This is a genomic window from Inconstantimicrobium porci (assembly GCF_009696465.1).
GTDB classification, from domain to species: Bacteria; Bacillota; Clostridia; order Clostridiales; family Clostridiaceae; genus Inconstantimicrobium; species Inconstantimicrobium porci.
In genome coordinates this window covers 1-16,733 of record NZ_VULX01000002.1, presented here as the reverse complement: position 1 = coordinate 16,733, position 16,733 = coordinate 1, and the positions used below count along the sequence as shown (strand labels likewise).

Sequence of the window (16,733 nt, the reverse complement as noted above, 5' to 3'; positions counted from 1 at the left end):
TGGTATTGAAACTTATTATTTTGGCAATGCCAAATGAAGGTTATTTTGTCGCGACTTCGCTTGGCAAAATCGATAAAAAATCCTGACTCTTTTGGGAGCAGGATTTTTTGTCATTTCAAATTAAAATAATCAATGTTAAGTTTTGCTGTGGCAAAACTGTAATTTTTAATTTAATACTAAGGGAGATGATTAGTATGAAATATTATCATGGAAGTCCTGCTAGTGGGCTTAAAGTATTGAAACCATTTTTGTCTAATCACAAGAAGAAGTATGTGTATTTAACAACAAATGAGGTAGTTGCATTGTTCTATACAGTAAAGACTGATTGGTATACTTATGGATTTGATAAGGAAACTGGATTGCCTGTATTTACTGAGTATTATAAGGATGAACTTAAGGATTTATATAATAACAAGGTAGGTTACATTTATGAGGTTGATAGTGAGTCTATAAGTAAGAATCCAACTAATATATCATGTGCAGTTGTTGTAGAACATGATATTCAAATATATTCAGAAACAAAGATTAATATTAAGAATGATAAAATTATTGAAGTTGATGAATATTGGGGGGACGATGGTCCTGCACCTCAGTGGAGAATGAATAAACATATAGGAAGACCTATTAAAAAGGAGGGATATAAATAATGAACAATAATATTGAGATAAGATTAGGTGATACAAGAGATTATAATACTGTAATCAGCTTTTTTAATGAGCTTGATAAAGAGATGAATGATATGCTTCCGGGCATATTAAAATGTAATGAACTTGGATGTTCTAAAGAATAGGAAGAGCTGTTTAAAGAAGTACTAAATGGGAAGTTTGGATTTGTTCTGGTAGCTGAAAAGAACAATGAGATACTAGGAATTGCAATAATACTTGATGAAGAAAAGAATAAAACTAATGCTCATCTTGAGGCGCTGATTATCAAAGAAGAATATAGGAAGTTACATATAGGAAGAACATTAATGGAAGAAGCAAAGAAAAAAGTAAAAGAAGATGGGTATAAATATATGTCACTAAAAGTTCTTTCAAATAATACAAAAGCATTAGGATTATATGAGAAGAATGGCTTTAATGAATACATGAGATCAATGATATGCAAATTATAAATGTGAATTGCATTTCACATTTAAACTTAAGAAAGATGAATAACATTTAAAATAAAAAGAAACCATAAGTTAATAGGTGAAAAATATATTTAATAAGAGTATAATAATAATAATAATAATAACTAGATAATAGTGATTATTGATAAAAAGAATTAATATAGGTTGTTTGGAGGATTTGCCTCCGTAAAAAATAAAGAAATCAACTTGCTGATTTCATCATTAAATATGCATTAATAGGAGGACTAATTATGGATTTTAAAGATGCAGTTTATGAGAATGAAAAAGTTACACTTAAAGGTGTTAAGAACTTTAATATAAAGCAGGTATTTGAATGTGGACAGTGTTTCAGATGGGAAAAGAGTGATCGTGGATATATAGGAGTTGCTTTTGGAAAGGTAATTGAACTTGAAGAAAAGGATGAAGATATTATAATACATAATACGAATGAAGAAGATTTTAAAAATATATGGATAAAGTATTTTGACCTGGAAAGAGATTATTCTAAGATAAAGGAAGAGCTTGCTCAGGATGAAATACTAAAGAAATCAGTTGATTATGGATATGGTATTAGAATTTTAAACCAGGATCCTTTTGAAATACTTATCTCATTTATAATATCAGCAAGAAACAGTATTCCCGTTATATCAAAAACTATTAAAAAGATAAGCGAGATGTGGGGGAAGCCAGTAGAATATAACGGAAATACATATTATACATTTCCTACTTTAGAATCACTTAAGGATGCAACAGAGGATGAAATAAGAAGTACTGGAGCGTCATTCAGAAGTAAGTACATTTTTGACACTGTGCAGAAACTATATAAGTGCTCTTTAGGCATAGAAGGCTTTGAGGAATATGATTTAAACAGAATCAAATCATTAAGTGATGACGATTGTCATACAGAGATGCAGAAGTTTGCTGGAGTTGGTGCAAAAGTTTCTGACTGTGTTATCCTATTTTCAATGGAGAAATATTCAGCCTTCCCAGTTGATGTATGGGTAAAGAGGGCAATGGGACATTTCTATGGTATGCCTGATGTATCCCTGCCTAAGATAAGAATGGCAGCACGAGAGAAGTTTGGCAGGTTATCAGGATTCGCCCAGCAGTATTTATTTTATTATGCAAGAGAAAATCATATAAAGATATAATATTATCTCCTTTTTGATTTTTTGATAGTTATCATTGTATCACCTGGATGCTTGCGTATAAAATTTAAATATTTTTTGATTTTTTCATCATCTTTCAAAAGATCAATTGTGTAGAGTCTCGTTGAGAGATATTTATTTGTATAAAGAGCATGAATTTGTTTGTGGCATGGAATACATAGCTTAGCTGTGCTTAGATCCCTGCCGCCGTGCTCCTTTGGAATAAGATGATGTTTTGTTATAGTAGGTACTTTCCTTCCACAAAGATCGCAAATATAATCATGTTCTAACAAATTAAATCACTCCTATAATTATAAAATAATCACTCTAATATAATTATATTAAAAATTATAAAATAAATACAATAGTAGAAAGATATTACGATATAATTAACTAGATAATGTAAAAACAGGAGTAAATTATGGGTTTGGGTTTTAAGAAGTTTGTGGAGTATATGACAACAAGAGAGATATCTCCATGTAAAATTATTAATGTGATTTTATACAGTATAGTATTGGTAATGCCTTTTATTGTGACAAGAAATTATTACAGTCCATATCTTGGAGCAAAGCTGCTTTTTATGTATATAGCAGGAACTATACTATTATTTGCAGCAGTACTGACTAAGAATGAAATGATGAAAATGTACAAGGAAAAAATAATTGTACTATGTTATTTCGCAAGTCTTGTGTTCACAACAATATTTTCTATAGATATAGATACAGCAATAATAGGAAAGCAGGACAGGGGTGAAGGACTTATTATACTTGGTATTTATTTCCTTTCATTTCTAATGTCAGCTAAGTATCTTAAAATAACTAAAAAAATGATTAAAGCAGTGCTTATAGTTTCATGTATAATGGGAATTTACTGTATTCTGCAGTTTTATGGCTTCGATATATTCTTAAGTATACTAAGTAAAAAAATAATTTCTTTTGGCTCAATTGCGCTTATAGGAAATAAAAATTTTGCTTCAACGTATATATTGATTTTTTTGAGTTTATCAGTACCACTTTATATATTTAAAGGAGAAAAGATATATTATGTCTGCTCACTAATTCTCTTTGGGGCGCTTTTATGTACAACAACAAGGGGATGCTGGATAGCGTTTGCTATAATGTGCGTTGTAGGATTATCTTTTGTTATTAAGAGAAAAGAATTGTGGATAAGAACAGGTATTGTGATTTTTTCATTAGGGATAGTTTTTACTATGCTTAATCAAACAAGTAATGGAAAGCTTTCATCTAGATTTCGTAGTATTGGACAAGAAATATCACAAGTCGACGAAAAAGGTGTTGGATCTTTAGGTACAAATAGAGTAGCTATATGGATAATAACAATGAAATCAATTGAGAAACATCCATTCATGGGGGCTGGACTTGACTCTCTTCAATATAGGATTAACAGGGATGAGTTTGAGGAACATAGGATATTTATAAAAAAGTACAATGAAATAATTGATAAAGCACATAATGAATTTATTGAGTTATGGGCATGTGGAGGAATTGTATCACTAATATGCTACATTGTATTAATTGTAGTTATTCTTAAAGAGCTTATTAGAGCAATGAAGAAGCATAATGATGACAAATATAAAATTATGTTCTTATTCTTTATCACATATCTAATGCAGAGTTTTGTTAATATTAGCATGGTAGCCTGCGCATCAATTTATTGGATCATGCTTGGTGCTATTGTACAGCAGTATAGGTTAGCTAAGGAAGAAGAACCTGATAATGTGAATGCTATGAGTCTTTAGGATATGTTTCCTGATGAATATGATAAAGATACTTTCAATAATTAAAGATGATAATATGATGGATGCTGCCATGAGGAAAAAATCTTCTGGCAGTATATTTATTATAGGGTCTATTTTAGGGTCAAATAGCCAGTAATCATTGTTAAAGAGCAGCTTATGAAAAAGTAAAAAGCATTTATCAAAGTTTATGTAAAATGATAAAACTAAAGTAGAGCAGAATAAAATAAGCTCAATAGGAACATACATAAGAAAGTGGAGAGAGAATTTCGCTTTTGCAAGTGATTTGATTATAAACTGAATGATAATAATGCATAATGTTAACAAAGTTATTAATAATAATGTAGTTAAGATTTTTTTGACATCATAAAAATGAATCATTGAATTATAAGAGATGTTGAAGTCTGGAAGGACTAATTTATTCTTAAATGGTGATGAAATAAAATCACAGAGAATACAGTAGTTTTCGTATATTTTATTTTTAGATAGAGATATACAATTTGAAAAATCTACTTTAGTAAGATAAATGCCATAAATAAATTTACTTTTTAAAAAGAGGTAAGTAAATATAAATATAGATGAAATAGATATTAGTATAGAAAGAATAAAATTATAAAGTATGATTGCATAATGTTTTTGTGAAAATACCTTCAAATTAACACCTCCTATAAGCATCCATTCTAGAGTATAGCCATAAAAAACTTCATATATTCAGTAATGAAATTGTTTTAAAAATTGTATTTTTGTAATGAAATATGAAATATAAAGAAAACAGCAGAAAAAAATAGTATAACAAAGATAATAAGATTTTATAAGATAATATTGACTCATATGGTTGTTTGATGGGAATAAATATATTTGAAAAATCTGATAGCATTAACTATCATAATAATTGTATTAGCACTCAATAATAATGAGTGCTAACAAAAAGTTAAAAGTAATTATATTTTAAATAAATGTAGAGGAGGGATAACAATGAGCATAAAACCATTAGGAAGCAGAGTTGTTATAAAGAGATTAGAAGCAGAGGAAAAGACTAAAAGTGGTATAGTTCTTACAGGAGCAGCAAAGGAAAGACCACAGGAAGCATTAGTAGTAGCTGTAGGACCAGGAGAAGTTTTAGACGGTAAGGTAGTTCCTATGGAAGTAAAGGTTGATGACAAAGTTTTATATTCAAAATATGCAGGAACTGAAGTTAAAGTTGACGGAGAAGAATTTGTAATAGTAAAGCAGGATGACATCCTTGCAATAGTTGAATAGGATTTACTACAAAAATAGGAGGTAATATATTATGGCAAAGCAGATTAAGTTTGGTGAAGAAGCAAGAAGAGCTATGCAAGCTGGCGTTGATAAGCTTGCAAATACAGTAAAGGTTACTTTAGGACCTAAAGGAAGAAACGTTGTACTTGATAAGAAGTATGGTGCACCACTTATAACTAATGATGGTGTTTCAATAGCTAAAGAAATAGAACTTGAAGATCCATTTGAAAACATGGGTGCTCAGCTTGTAAAAGAAGTTGCTACTAAGACAAATGATGTAGCAGGAGATGGTACAACAACAGCTACATTACTTGCACAGGCAATAATAAGAGAAGGTCTTAAGAATGTTACAGCTGGAGCAAATCCAATGCTAGTAAGAAACGGTATAAGAAAGGCAGTTGATAAGGCTGTTGAAGAAATACAGAAGATTTCAAAGCCTGTTAACGGTAAAGAAGACATAGCAAGAGTTGCTGCAATATCATCAGCAGATGAAGAAATCGGTAAGCTTATAGCAGATGCTATGGAGAAAGTAGGAAACGAAGGAGTTATAACTGTTGAAGAATCTAAGACTATGGGAACAGAACTTGACGTAGTTGAAGGTATGCAATTTGACAGAGGATACTTATCATCATACATGGCAACTGATACAGAAAAGATGGAAGCAGCACTTGATGATCCATACATCTTAATAACTGATAAGAAGATTACAAACATTCAGGATATATTACCTGTACTTGAAAAGATAGTTCAGGCTGGTAAGAAGCTTCTTATAATAGCTGACGATGTTGAAGGAGAAGCACTTGCAACTTTAGTAGTTAATAAGTTAAGAGGAACATTTACATGTGTTGCTATCAAGGCTCCTGGATTTGGAGACAGAAGAAAAGAAATGCTTCAGGATATAGCTATTCTTACAGGTGGTACAGTTATCTCAGAAGAACTTGGCCATGACTTGAAGGAAACTACTATTGAAATGCTTGGTAGAGCAGAAACTGTTAAGGTTACTAAGGATAACACTACAATAGTTAATGGTAAGGGTGACAAAGAAGAAATCAAAAACAGAGTTGCTCAGATAAAGACTCAGATTGAAGAATCAACTTCAGATTTCGATAAGGAAAAGCTACAGGAAAGACTTGCAAAGCTTGCAGGCGGAGTTGCTGTTGTTAAAGTAGGAGCAGCTACAGAAACTGAACTTAAAGAAAAGAAGCTTAGAATTGAAGATGCTCTTAATGCTACAAAGGCTGCTGTTGAAGAAGGAATTGTAGCAGGTGGTGGTACTGCTTATATCAATGCTATTAATGAAGTTGCAAAACTTACTTCAGATGTTGCAGATGAACAGGTAGGTATTAACATAATCGTTAAGGCTCTTGAAGAACCAGTAAGACAGATTGCTAAGAATGCTGGAGATGAAGGTTCAGTTATAATCGAAAAGATTAGAAACAGCGAAGTTGGAACTGGATACGATGCATTACATGGTGAATATGTAAACATGATTAAATTAGGAATTGTTGATCCAACTAAGGTTACAAGATCAGCACTTCAGAATGCTGCATCAGTAGCTGCTACATTCTTAACAACAGAATCAGCTGTTGCAGATATTCCTGAAAACAATCCACAGCCAGCAGCTGCAAACCCAGGAATGGAAGGAATGTACTAATACAACAGTTAGTGAATAAAGATCATTAATTAATTGAAAAGATTATTTTTATGAAATTTTAAACAGATTGCTTTGATAGTAATTAATTTGACTATCATGCAGTCTGTTTTTTTTGTTTAGCTAAATATTTTTTCTTGAACAGTTTTATTTTCCATATTATTCTATAAGTAATGAATGATAAAGGAGTATAAGAAAAAAGTAGAAATAATTTATTAATAGAAAATAAGGAGAAAAAAATGGATTATTTATTTGTATTAATTATAGGATTAGTAATAGGAAGCTTTTTAAATGTATGTATTTACAGAATACCTGCAGAACAGTCTATAGCATTTCCGCCTTCTCATTGCAGCAGTTGTAATCATAGGCTTGGAGTATTAGATCTTGTTCCTGTTTTAAGTTATTTATTCTTAAGAGGAAGATGCAGATACTGTCATCAGAAGATTTCTATTCAGTATCCGTTAATTGAAATACTCAACGCTGTTCTATATGTAGCTTTATATTATAAATTTGGTTTTACAATGAATTTACTTAAGTATGCTATTTTTGTATCTCTGTTAATTGTTATTGGCATGATAGATGGAAAGACAAAGTATGTTTACAAATCTACTACTTTAACTGCAATGGCTGCAGGAGTAGTTTTTACAGTAATAGAAGCAGCAGTTTTTAAAGAAAAAATAATGACTTATGTTATTGGTGCAGCTGTAGGTTTTTTAATTATCTTAGTAATAGTTGTGGTAACAAAAGGAATGGGCGAAGGCGATATAGAAATTGCTTTAATATGTGGCTTGTTTCTTGGTTTAAAGCTTCTGGCAGTAGGATTATTCCTTGCATTTGTTATTGGAGGAACTGCGGCAGTTATATTAGTTGTAAGAAGAAAAAAAGGCTGTAAAGATGAAATGGCATTTGGTCCAAGCCTGGCAATTGGGACTATAATATCACTCCTATTTGGAGCAGAAGTAATTTCGTGGTACATGTCTTTTTTTGTATAAAAATAATAACAAAATGGTTGAAAACACATAATAACCAAGTATAATATAAAGTAGAATAATTTAGGAAAATCGTCAATATTTTGAAGGGAGAGTTTTATGGCTAGAGCTAAAAAAGACTGGAATTGAAGAAGTAGATCTTAATAGTATAAAATTCGATAGAAAAGTAATAGGTCTTGTACCTCAGAATCTTTGTGATAAATATGAAGTTGTACCTTTTGCTTTTGAAAATAATAGTATAAAGCTTGCAATGGCTGATCCTTTAAATATTTATGCTATAGATGACGTTGCGATATCAACGGGATTTGAAATAGTACCTTTTATTTCAAAAGCATCAGTAATTAAAAAGTTTATTAATCCTCAGGATGGAAGAATAATTACAAGAGTTGGTGATAATGAGGTAGATATGAGAGTTTCTATTCTGCCTGTAGTTTTTGGCGAAAAGGTAGTTATCAGAATACTTGATAAGAAAAATTATAAAGTAGGTAAAGAACATCTTGTTTTCAGTACACTGCATACAAATGATGCACCTTCATCTATAGTTAGACTTGTAGATATGGGTATTCAGCCGTATCTTGTATCAACATCAATAGCAGGAATTATAGCACAGAGACTTGTAAGAAAGATATGCCCTAAATGCAGACAAGCATATGAAGCTACTTCCTATGAGAAACAAGTTTTAGGCGTTGATGAGGACAAGCCATTAACTTTATACAAAGGCAAAGGCTGTGGATACTGTAATAATACAGGATACTCAGGAAGAACTGGCGTATATGAGGTGATGGAAGTTACAAGAAAGCTTAAAGAAGCTATAACTTCACATAAGACTATGGATGAAATACGAGATATAGCAGTGCAAAATGGTATGAGTTCTTTAGGAGACGAATGTAAGAAGCTTGTACTTGATGGCGTGACAACTATGAATAAACTTGCAACTATAACGATTTTAAAAGAAATTTAGAAGGGGGAATAAGCTATGAGTAAATTCAAGTATAAAGCCATCAGCAATGATGGCAAAAGAATAGTAATAATGACATTTGTATTGCCTACTTTTACAGGCATCTTTGAAGAAAGCGGTACAGCTCTTCCTTGGTCAACTAGGTTCCTTATTGGAATGAGCAACGCTTTTAGAAATCACTTTATAATGATCGCAATTGCAATAGCAGGAATTGGTATTGCAATAAAATATTTCACTAAAACAGAGCGGGGGAGAGTTTTTACAAGCAGCCTTAAGCTCAAACTGCCTATATTAAAGAAGCTTAATCAGAAAATAATTGTATCACGATTTACAAGAACTTTATCAACTTTATTATCAAGCGGTATAACTTTAGCTCAGGCACTTCCAATAGTTTCGTCATCACTAGGAAATAGGATTGCGTAGACAGCAATTGAAGGTGTAAGGGAAAAAGTTATAGTAGGTAAGACGCTGAATTCATCAATAAAGGAAGCTGAGATTTTTCCAGCTATGCTTTCTTCTATGGCAAAGATAGGAGAAGAATCAGGATCTCTTGACGATATCTTAAACAAAACAGCTGACTTTTATGATGAAGAAGTAGAAACACAGCTGCAGGCGACTTTCGCTTTAATGGAACCACTTTTAATAGTTGTAATGGGATTTGTAATAGGATTCATAATAATTTCTATAATGCTTCCGATGTACGACAGTTATACTCAAATCTAAATTATTTATATTTTTGGAGGGGATAGTATGGGTAAAAAAGTCGTAAACAAAAAGAAGAAAGGATTTACTCTTATCGAGTTAATCATCGTAATTGCAATCATAGCCATATTAGCAGCTATAGCAATTCCAAAGTTCGCAACAATAAGAAAAAATGCTAATATCACAACAGATATAGCGAATGCTAAAAATATTCACTCAATAGTAGCACAAGGTATAGCAAATGAAAAAATAAGTGCTACAACATCGTTAACATCTGCTGATGATGCAATTAAAAATAGTATAGATGCTGATCAAGTAAAATCAAAAGTATCTGGTAATGCATTTAGAGTTGTAGTTACTGATGGCGATATAAAAGTATATGGTGGTACTGATGATGATAAGGATATTGTATATCCAACACAGGGTGAAAATTATCAAAAAAATTAATTGTATAATTAAAGGGCGATAAATATGTTTAAAGTGAATAAAAAGAAGAAAGGATTTACTCTTATAGAGTTAATCATTGTAATTGCTATTATAGCAATACTTGCAGCCATTGCTATACCAAAGTTTGCAACAATAAGACATAATGCGAATGTAACAACTGATATAGCAAATGCTAAAAATATCCACTCTGTTGTAGCACAGGCAATAGCTAATGAAAAGGTAACACTCCCAGCAGCAGAGACACCATATGGATTAAGCTCTGTTGGTGGATACAATGTTACAAGCAGCCTAGATGCAGGCGGAACAAAATCTAAAATAGAGAATGCTGACTTTAAGGTATATCTTGATAACAGTGGAAATATAACAATTTATGCAGGTGATAAACCAGCAAATGGGAATGATAATGAAGTTTATCCAAAGCAAGGAAAAGATTTCGAGAAGAAGTAAATAACAAGATTATAAAGTGTAAAGTCTCTTTAGACTTTACACTTTAGTCTATATAATGGGGAAGTAACTTATGGAAATATGGAAAGGATCAGGGCAATGGAGGACAAAGCTAATAAGAAAAGCTGGATGTAGATGGATATTAAGGATCTGAACTTAAGCTTTTTGAAAAAACTAAAAAAGCTTAATAATTCTACAAAAATAGAGACTAGAAAAAAAGTTGTGGCCTTTGATATTGGAAGCAGCAATATCAAAATCGTGCAAGGAATGTACTTTAAAAATAAGCTTAGTATAAACAAATGTATTGAAGTTCCTACTCCTGATGACTGCGTTGATGATGGTGATATAGTAAATAACAAAAAGCTTCTTTCAACAGTGCAATATATTCTGGAGGAGAATAAAATAAGTGGAGAGTATGAAAAGGAAGCTATAAAAACGCCTGTATTTATTAATGCTTTCAATATTATACATGGTGTATATAAAGGAAATCAGGTAATAGATATAAGCAATAATTTATCTTTTCCAAGAGGATCAAGAGTGGCAATGGCAGCAAGTTTTACTTATACAGGCGCAATTGAACCTAAGATAAGTGTTGTAAACGGAAAAATTATCAGTAAACCTGTTATTTATAAGGTGAATAAATCAACAAAACAACTTGAAAAGTAGTGGAGTTTACTAATATAGATTCAACTAGTATTAGAGCAGGATTGTCATCAGGAGATACAGTTTATATTTTATATAATATAAAGTTAACTGATAACATTACTGAGAAGGGAAGTGCATGTACAAGCATATTAGAAGTTAATTCAAATAAATTCCCTGCAACAGTAAAGATTAGTGATGAATCTCTTCCAGATTTATATTAATATAAATAGCTGTAATGAAGGAATCTATAATGTATTTTATAGGTACTTTTTTATGTGCAAAAGGCAAAATGAATAAAAAAATGCATTTGTAATTTAAAAATGAAGGAAAAAATATCATAAATTAATTTTCGGTTTACGTTTACAAATTGTTGACATGTTATATCTATTGCATTATAATGAATAAAAATCAAGAAAAAGTTACTTATATAAGCTCTGAATAAGGCAGGGCGTTTCTACTGGAAACCATTAATTTCCATCTATAAGTGAGATTAGTATATTGTATAAATATGAATTACATTATTCATATTTATGTTAAAGCATATTAACTTACTTAAAGAGTTAATATGCTTTTTCTGTTATACATATTTAATTAGACTATAAAATTAAATTTGAAAGATTAAAAATAGAATGCAAGAAAACTTGCAAAAATAATTGTTAGGGGGATTGCTATTATGGCAACAATATGGAAAACAGGTTACACATTTGATGATGTCTTATTAGTACCTTTTCATTCAGAGGTATTACCAAAAGAGGTTCAGGTAAAGACAAAGCTTACAAATAAGATAAGCTTAAATATTCCTCTATTAAGTGCAGGAATGGATACAGTTACTGAATCAAAGATGGCTATAGCTATGGCTAGAGAAGGTGGAATAGGAATAATTCACAAGAATATGACAATAGCAGAGCAGGCTAAGCAGGTAGATACAGTTAAGAGGCAGGAAAATGGAGTTATTACAAATCCAATATTCTTATCAGAAGATCACACAATTCAGGATGCTTTAGATTTAATGTCACAGTACAGAATTTCTGGTGTGCCAATAACTAATAATGGAAAACTTGTAGGGATAATAACTAACAGAGATATACTTTTTGAAGAAGATAACAGAAGAAAGATTTCAGAGCTTATGACTAAGAAAAACCTTGTTACAGCTTTAGAAGGAATAAGCATGGAAGATGCTAAGGAATTATTAAGAAAGCACAAGATAGAAAAACTTCCATTAGTTGATAAGGATAATAACTTAAAGGGATTAATTACTATAAAGGATATAGAAAAAGCTAGAATATATCCTAATGCTGCTAAAGATGAATTAGGAAGACTTCTTTGTGGAGCTGCTGTTGGAGTTACTCATGACATGATGGAAAGAGTTGATGCACTTGTTAAAGTAGGAGTAGATGTTATTACTCTTGATACTGCTCATGGAGATTCACAGGGAGTTATCGATGGAGTTAAAACTATAAAGAGCAAATACCCAGAACTTCAGATAATAGCAGGTAATGTTGCTACAGCTGAAGCAGTAAGACATCTTGCAGAAGCAGGAGCTGACTGTGTAAAAGTTGGTATTGGACCAGGATCAATATGTACAACTAGAATAGTTGCAGGTGTTGGTGTTCCACAGCTTACAGCTGTTATGGATTGTGCTGAAGAAGGAAGAAAACTTGGAATACCAGTTATTGCTGACGGTGGAATCAAGTACTCTGGAGATATAGTTAAGGCATTAGCTGCTGGAGCAAGTACAGCAATGATGGGATCTATGTTTGCAGGATGTGAAGAAGCACCTGGAGAAATAGAAATATATCAGGGAAGAAGCTATAAAGTTTACAGAGGAATGGGATCTCTTGCAGCTATGGAACACGGAAGCAAGGATAGATACTTCCAGGAAGGAAACAAGAAGCTTGTACCAGAAGGCGTTGAAGGAAGAATAGCATACAAAGGCTCTGTATCAGATACTATATTCCAGTTAATCGGTGGTATAAGATCAGGTATGGGATACCTTGGAGCAAGAACTTTTGAAGACTTATTTAATAATGCTAGATTTGTAGTTCAGACTTCAGCTGGACTTAGAGAAAGTCACCCACATGATATAAATATAACTAAAGAAGCACCAAACTACAGCGTTAAGATGTAATTTACCCTTATGAATACTAATTCTAAAATGGTATAATTTAATGGAATTAACCATTTTAGAATTTTTAAGTTAAGGATACTTAATGATTTGAAAATATAGTTCTTGGAGGATAAAATGAAAAAAGAATTAGTTTTAGTTTTAGATTTCGGCGGTCAGTACAACCAGCTTATAGCAAGAAGAGTAAGAGAATGTCATGTATATTGTGAAGTACATCCATATACATTAAGTTTAGAAAAAATAAAAGAAATGAATCCAAAGGGAATAATTTTTACAGGTGGACCTAACAGTGTATATGGTGAAGATTCACCATTATGCAATAAAGAATTATTCAACATGGGAATACCAGTGCTTGGTATATGTTATGGTTCTCAAATGATGTCTTATATGCTTGGAGGAAGTGTTAAAACTGCTCCTGTAAGTGAATATGGTAAGACAGAAGTAGAGGTAAAGACAGACTCAAAGCTATTTAATGGTGTATCAGAAAAAACAATATGCTGGATGAGTCATACAGATTACATAGAAAAAGCTCCACAAGGATTTGTAGTAACAGCAAAAACACCAGTGTGCCCAGTTGCAGCTATGGAATGCAGTGAGAAGAATTTATATGCAGTTCAGTTCCATCCTGAAGTAATGCATACAGTTGAAGGAATAAAGATGATAAGAAACTTTGTTATGGATATTTGTAAGTGTGCTGGAGACTGGAAGATGGATTCTTTTGTTGAAAAGACAATAAAGGAAATCCGTGAAAAAGTAGGTAATGGCAGAGCTCTTTGTGCTTTATCAGGTGGAGTAGATTCATCAGTTGCTGCAGTTCTTTTATCAAAGGCAATTGGCAAGCAGCTTACATGTGTGTTTGTTGATCATGGTCTTCTTCGTAAAGATGAAGGAGATGAAGTTGAAGAAGTATTTGGACCAAACGGCCCATATGACCTTAATTTTATCAGAGTAAATGCTCAGGATAGATTCTACGAAAAACTTAAAGGCGTTGAAGATCCTGAAAAGAAGAGAAAGATTATCGGTGAAGAATTCATCAGAGTATTTGAAGAAGAAGCTAAAAAGATAGGAAAGGTAGATTTCCTTGTTCAGGGAACAATTTACCCTGATGTTATTGAAAGTGGACTTGGAAAATCAGCAGTAATAAAGTCACATCATAATGTTGGAGGACTTCCTGATTATGTTGACTTTAAGGAAATAATCGAACCATTAAGACTTCTTTTCAAAGATGAAGTAAGAAAAGCTGGACTTGAACTTGGAATACCTGAAAAGCTTGTATACAGACAGCCTTTCCCAGGACCAGGTCTTGGAATTCGTATAATTGGTGAAGTTACAGCTGAAAAAGTAAAGATAGTTCAGGAAGCAGATGCTATTTATAGAGAAGAAATAGCAAAAGCAGGAGTAGACAAAAACATCGGACAATACTTTGCGGCACTTACTAACATGCGTTCAGTAGGAGTTATGGGAGACGGAAGAACTTATGATTACGCAATAGCTCTAAGAGCAGTAAACACTAGTGATTTCATGACAGCTGAATCAGCAGAACTTCCATGGGAAGTATTAGGAACAGTAACAAGAAGAATTGTAAATGAAGTAAAAGGTGTCAACAGAGTACTGTATGACCTAACAGGAAAGCCACCAGCTACTATTGAGTTTGAATAAAAAGGTAAATCCCTACAAAGCTTGTATTTATGGGCTTTGCAGGGATTTTTTAGATAGCGTTGGGTACGATTTTGGTACAAAAATTAATTATTATGTTTAGAGATAATTTTTGTGGATTTCTTTAAGTATTTTATCTTTACATTCTTCACTTAAATTAAACAATGTAGTTCTGAAAGGAAATCCCTGTTGTGTAATTTTTTTCATTTCAGCGGCGCTCATTGGTTTAGATAGGATATGAAAGTTATCAAGGTGCATAAAATATTCATAATCTGCATAACCGTCACAATCTTTCATTTCAAGCTTTCCGTTAGCGGTTCCGTATGCAACTATTCCGAAACCACTTTTATATAAAAATATAGTATCACCTTTCTGAAATCTTGATATTTTTTCACGCCAACCAGGGTAATATGCTGCAGCTTTATGTTCCCTAAGCATATCATCAGTGTGTTGTTTATTATTAGAATAATTTGTATTTAGCACATAATTATATCCTTCATATTCTAGATAACCTTCTATAGGTGAATACATATTAAATTCTATGAAATATTCACCATTTATTTCAAAAACCCAATAAATAATAGCATCAATGTTAAGACCGTTCTTTTTCCAATAGCTTATGGCTTCTACAGTTTTTTGATCTAAACCATTAGTAATAATTAAGAAATGTTGCTGTCTATTGAAATCAGATTTTGATAATGCAGAAGAATCATTTAATTCAAAATAGTTTTTATGAGTTTCATATAAATCAGTATGAGATGAACAAAATTTTTGATATAGTTCATTAAGCTCTTCATAATTACTATTTCCATATAGTTGTCCATAACGTAATACTTGAAGTAAGTTTTCTTGATTTGAACTCCATCTTTTAAGTTCTAAAATATACAAATCACCATTTCTATCTAGAGCAAGAATATCAGGTTCTTCTTGACGAGGACGTTCATTAAATATTGTTAATAATTCGTTTGAATAGATAAAATCTTGTATGTGTTTTGATAGAAGATTTTGTAAGTCAAGTTCTTTCCAACCAATATCTGCAAGAGTAACCCGGTTAACTTTGGAATAGTCTGATTTATTGTTTAAAAGTTTATATAGCATAGCAATTACCTCCATAGTCTTCGAAAGTGATTAAAAAATTATTCTTTCGGCTCCAATCCAATCTTATCCATAAACTCATCATGTGTTTTTTGTATCTGCAAATTCATTGGGAAAGGCTCTGACTCTGGATAAATATCCATCCAGAGATTAAAATCTGCTTCGGATTTTAGCAGAGCTTCTCTACGTTTCTTAACATCTTTTATCTTATTACATTCTTCGACTTCCTGCATATATTGATTATAGCGGTCTAACCATGAATTCATCAAAGCAAGTGTTCCAAAACTGATTCCGACCATATCATTTCCATCTTTATCCTGATATTCAAATAGTTGTCCGTAATATTGACGGAATACTTGAAAGAGTCTATGCATGGCTTTTATACCGTCAAATTCAGAATTAGTTAATACTTCTACATTGACTGCAAGAGCCTGTGCTATCGCTTCTAACGATTTTATCTTAGGGTTCCTACGCCCGGTTTCATAGGCACGTATATATGCTTCACTTACTCCTACCATGTCACCTAGTTGTTTCAATGTAAGGCCGCGCTCTTGACGAATACGCCGAATATTTTCACCTACTGTCATGATAATATTCCTCCTGTGGATTGTCAACACTCTTTAATACATTTTTTATTCGGTCATATTTGCAAGTCTATACTCAACTGGAGTCATATAGTTTAAAGAACTATGAATGCGTTTATTGTTATACCATAATACATAACTTCTTAATTCTAACTTAAGTTC

At 32.0% G+C, this 16,733-nt stretch carries 20 protein-coding genes, 2 pseudogenes and 1 riboswitch; of the genes and pseudogenes, 17 read left to right on the top strand and 5 right to left on the bottom strand.

All coding sequences use genetic code 11. The features are described from left to right. Positions 1-194 precede the first annotated feature (194 nt). The 4 genes from FYJ33_RS02360 (at position 195) to FYJ33_RS02345 (ending at position 2,262) form a co-directional block, all read left to right on the top strand. Complete coding sequence (locus FYJ33_RS02360; RefSeq protein WP_154530176.1) at positions 195-647, top strand: hypothetical protein; 453 nt, start codon at positions 195-197, stop codon at positions 645-647. Beyond that, entirely contained in the window at positions 647-790 is a 144-nt protein-coding gene (locus tag FYJ33_RS02355; protein WP_154530175.1) for a hypothetical protein, read from the top strand. The genes FYJ33_RS02360 and FYJ33_RS02355 overlap by 1 nt, the downstream gene beginning before the upstream one ends. 6 nt (positions 791-796) lie before the next feature. Continuing rightward, the gene (locus FYJ33_RS02350) at positions 797-1,114 is read left to right on the top strand and encodes a GNAT family N-acetyltransferase (RefSeq protein WP_154530174.1); all 318 of its coding nucleotides are present in this window, start codon (positions 797-799) and stop codon (positions 1,112-1,114) included. Positions 1,115-1,362: 248 nt separating this feature from the next. Then, a complete protein-coding gene (locus tag FYJ33_RS02345) occupies positions 1,363-2,262 on the top strand; it encodes a DNA-3-methyladenine glycosylase family protein (RefSeq protein WP_154530173.1) in 900 nt (299 codons plus the stop codon). Positions 2,263-2,264: 2 nt separating this feature from the next. On the opposite strand, the gene FYJ33_RS02340 is transcribed toward FYJ33_RS02345, so the two are convergent. Continuing rightward, positions 2,265-2,552 carry an HNH endonuclease gene (locus tag FYJ33_RS02340; protein WP_154530172.1) on the bottom strand — a complete coding sequence of 96 codons (288 nt, stop codon included), beginning with the start codon at positions 2,550-2,552 and terminating at the stop codon, positions 2,265-2,267. Between the two features lie 128 nt (positions 2,553-2,680). On the opposite strand from FYJ33_RS02340, the gene FYJ33_RS02335 reads away from it, so the two are divergent. Next, on the top strand, positions 2,681-4,018 hold the full coding sequence (locus FYJ33_RS02335; RefSeq protein WP_154530171.1) for an O-antigen ligase family protein: 1,338 nt from the start codon (positions 2,681-2,683) through the stop codon (positions 4,016-4,018). Here the strand turns inward: FYJ33_RS02335 and FYJ33_RS16945 are convergent. Further along, the gene (locus tag FYJ33_RS16945; protein ID WP_154530170.1) at positions 3,971-4,690 is read right to left on the bottom strand and encodes a TIGR01906 family membrane protein; all 720 of its coding nucleotides are present in this window, start codon (positions 4,688-4,690) and stop codon (positions 3,971-3,973) included. The genes FYJ33_RS02335 and FYJ33_RS16945 overlap by 48 nt on opposite strands. A gap of 300 nt (positions 4,691-4,990) precedes the next feature. Between FYJ33_RS16945 and groES the strand changes: the two genes are divergently transcribed. From groES to guaA, 12 genes and pseudogenes are all read left to right on the top strand, one after another. Further along, positions 4,991-5,275 carry a co-chaperone GroES gene (gene groES, locus FYJ33_RS02325; protein WP_154530169.1) on the top strand — a complete coding sequence of 95 codons (285 nt, stop codon included), beginning with the start codon at positions 4,991-4,993 and terminating at the stop codon, positions 5,273-5,275. A gap of 31 nt (positions 5,276-5,306) precedes the next feature. Further along, positions 5,307-6,929 (top strand): chaperonin GroEL, encoded by a 1,623-nt coding sequence (gene groL / locus FYJ33_RS02320; RefSeq protein ID WP_154530168.1) that lies wholly within the window; start codon positions 5,307-5,309, stop codon positions 6,927-6,929. 236 nt (positions 6,930-7,165) lie between these two features. Then, positions 7,166-7,918, top strand: coding sequence for a prepilin peptidase (locus FYJ33_RS02315; RefSeq protein ID WP_154530167.1), 753 nt, complete (start codon positions 7,166-7,168; stop codon positions 7,916-7,918). 109 nt (positions 7,919-8,027) lie between these two features. After that, a pseudogene (locus FYJ33_RS02310) lies at positions 8,028-8,876 on the top strand (GspE/PulE family protein); the annotation flags it as partial. 15 nt (positions 8,877-8,891) lie between these two features. After that, the gene (locus FYJ33_RS17110; RefSeq protein ID WP_235900751.1) at positions 8,892-9,296 is read left to right on the top strand and encodes a type II secretion system F family protein; all 405 of its coding nucleotides are present in this window, start codon (positions 8,892-8,894) and stop codon (positions 9,294-9,296) included. 15 nt (positions 9,297-9,311) lie between these two features. Then, positions 9,312-9,596, top strand: a pseudogene (locus FYJ33_RS17105) (type II secretion system F family protein); the annotation flags it as partial. 27 nt (positions 9,597-9,623) lie between these two features. Next, complete coding sequence (locus FYJ33_RS16785) at positions 9,624-10,022, top strand: prepilin-type N-terminal cleavage/methylation domain-containing protein (RefSeq protein WP_154530166.1); 399 nt, start codon at positions 9,624-9,626, stop codon at positions 10,020-10,022. Between the two features lie 24 nt (positions 10,023-10,046). Beyond that, a complete protein-coding gene (locus tag FYJ33_RS16780; protein WP_154530165.1) occupies positions 10,047-10,469 on the top strand; it encodes a prepilin-type N-terminal cleavage/methylation domain-containing protein in 423 nt (140 codons plus the stop codon). 162 nt (positions 10,470-10,631) lie between these two features. Continuing rightward, on the top strand, positions 10,632-11,132 hold the full coding sequence (locus FYJ33_RS02290) for a type IV pilus biogenesis protein PilM (protein WP_206046589.1): 501 nt from the start codon (positions 10,632-10,634) through the stop codon (positions 11,130-11,132). Next, positions 11,132-11,332, top strand: a complete 201-nt coding sequence (locus tag FYJ33_RS02285; protein WP_154530163.1) for a hypothetical protein — start codon at positions 11,132-11,134, stop codon at positions 11,330-11,332. Before FYJ33_RS02290 ends, FYJ33_RS02285 begins: the two co-directional genes overlap by 1 nt. Before the next feature lie 182 nt (positions 11,333-11,514). Then, positions 11,515-11,612, top strand: a riboswitch (purine riboswitch). A 172-nt stretch (positions 11,613-11,784) separates the two neighbouring features. Continuing rightward, the gene (gene guaB / locus FYJ33_RS02280) at positions 11,785-13,239 is read left to right on the top strand and encodes an IMP dehydrogenase (RefSeq protein WP_154530162.1); all 1,455 of its coding nucleotides are present in this window, start codon (positions 11,785-11,787) and stop codon (positions 13,237-13,239) included. A gap of 114 nt (positions 13,240-13,353) precedes the next feature. Then, positions 13,354-14,895 (top strand): glutamine-hydrolyzing GMP synthase, encoded by a 1,542-nt coding sequence (gene guaA, locus FYJ33_RS02275; RefSeq protein WP_154530161.1) that lies wholly within the window; start codon positions 13,354-13,356, stop codon positions 14,893-14,895. 96 nt (positions 14,896-14,991) lie between these two features. Here guaA and FYJ33_RS02270 read toward each other — a convergent pair whose 3' ends face one another. The 3 genes from FYJ33_RS02270 to FYJ33_RS02260 all read right to left on the bottom strand — a co-directional run. Further along, on the bottom strand, positions 14,992-15,990 hold the full coding sequence (locus tag FYJ33_RS02270; protein ID WP_154530160.1) for a PDDEXK family nuclease: 999 nt from the start codon (positions 15,988-15,990) through the stop codon (positions 14,992-14,994). Positions 15,991-16,028: 38 nt separating this feature from the next. Continuing rightward, on the bottom strand, positions 16,029-16,574 hold the full coding sequence (locus FYJ33_RS02265) for a helix-turn-helix domain-containing protein (protein WP_154530159.1): 546 nt from the start codon (positions 16,572-16,574) through the stop codon (positions 16,029-16,031). Positions 16,575-16,619: 45 nt separating this feature from the next. Then, on the bottom strand, positions 16,620-16,733 hold a 114-nt coding region (locus FYJ33_RS02260), incomplete at its 5' end, for an IS3 family transposase (RefSeq protein ID WP_154530158.1).

Excerpts from the sequence above, each read along its gene's own strand:
- FYJ33_RS02360 (WP_154530176.1), top strand. The coding sequence starts at position 195 with ATGAAATATTATCATGGAAGTCCTGCTAGTGGGCTTAAAGTATTGAAA.
- FYJ33_RS02355 (WP_154530175.1), top strand. The coding sequence starts at position 647 with ATGAACAATAATATTGAGATAAGATTAGGTGATACAAGAGATTATAAT.
- FYJ33_RS02345 (WP_154530173.1), top strand. The coding sequence starts at position 1,363 with ATGGATTTTAAAGATGCAGTTTATGAGAATGAAAAAGTTACACTTAAA.
- FYJ33_RS02335 (WP_154530171.1), top strand. The coding sequence starts at position 2,681 with ATGGGTTTGGGTTTTAAGAAGTTTGTGGAGTATATGACAACAAGAGAG.
- FYJ33_RS16945 (WP_154530170.1), bottom strand. The coding sequence starts at position 4,690 with ATGCTTATAGGAGGTGTTAATTTGAAGGTATTTTCACAAAAACATTAT.
- groES (WP_154530169.1), top strand. The coding sequence starts at position 4,991 with ATGAGCATAAAACCATTAGGAAGCAGAGTTGTTATAAAGAGATTAGAA.
- groL (WP_154530168.1), top strand. The coding sequence starts at position 5,307 with ATGGCAAAGCAGATTAAGTTTGGTGAAGAAGCAAGAAGAGCTATGCAA.
- FYJ33_RS02315 (WP_154530167.1), top strand. The coding sequence starts at position 7,166 with ATGGATTATTTATTTGTATTAATTATAGGATTAGTAATAGGAAGCTTT.
- FYJ33_RS17110 (WP_235900751.1), top strand. The coding sequence starts at position 8,892 with ATGAGTAAATTCAAGTATAAAGCCATCAGCAATGATGGCAAAAGAATA.
- FYJ33_RS16785 (WP_154530166.1), top strand. The coding sequence starts at position 9,624 with ATGGGTAAAAAAGTCGTAAACAAAAAGAAGAAAGGATTTACTCTTATC.
- FYJ33_RS16780 (WP_154530165.1), top strand. The coding sequence starts at position 10,047 with ATGTTTAAAGTGAATAAAAAGAAGAAAGGATTTACTCTTATAGAGTTA.
- guaB (WP_154530162.1), top strand. The coding sequence starts at position 11,785 with ATGGCAACAATATGGAAAACAGGTTACACATTTGATGATGTCTTATTA.
- guaA (WP_154530161.1), top strand. The coding sequence starts at position 13,354 with ATGAAAAAAGAATTAGTTTTAGTTTTAGATTTCGGCGGTCAGTACAAC.
- FYJ33_RS02270 (WP_154530160.1), bottom strand. The coding sequence starts at position 15,990 with ATGCTATATAAACTTTTAAACAATAAATCAGACTATTCCAAAGTTAAC.
- FYJ33_RS02265 (WP_154530159.1), bottom strand. The coding sequence starts at position 16,574 with ATGACAGTAGGTGAAAATATTCGGCGTATTCGTCAAGAGCGCGGCCTT.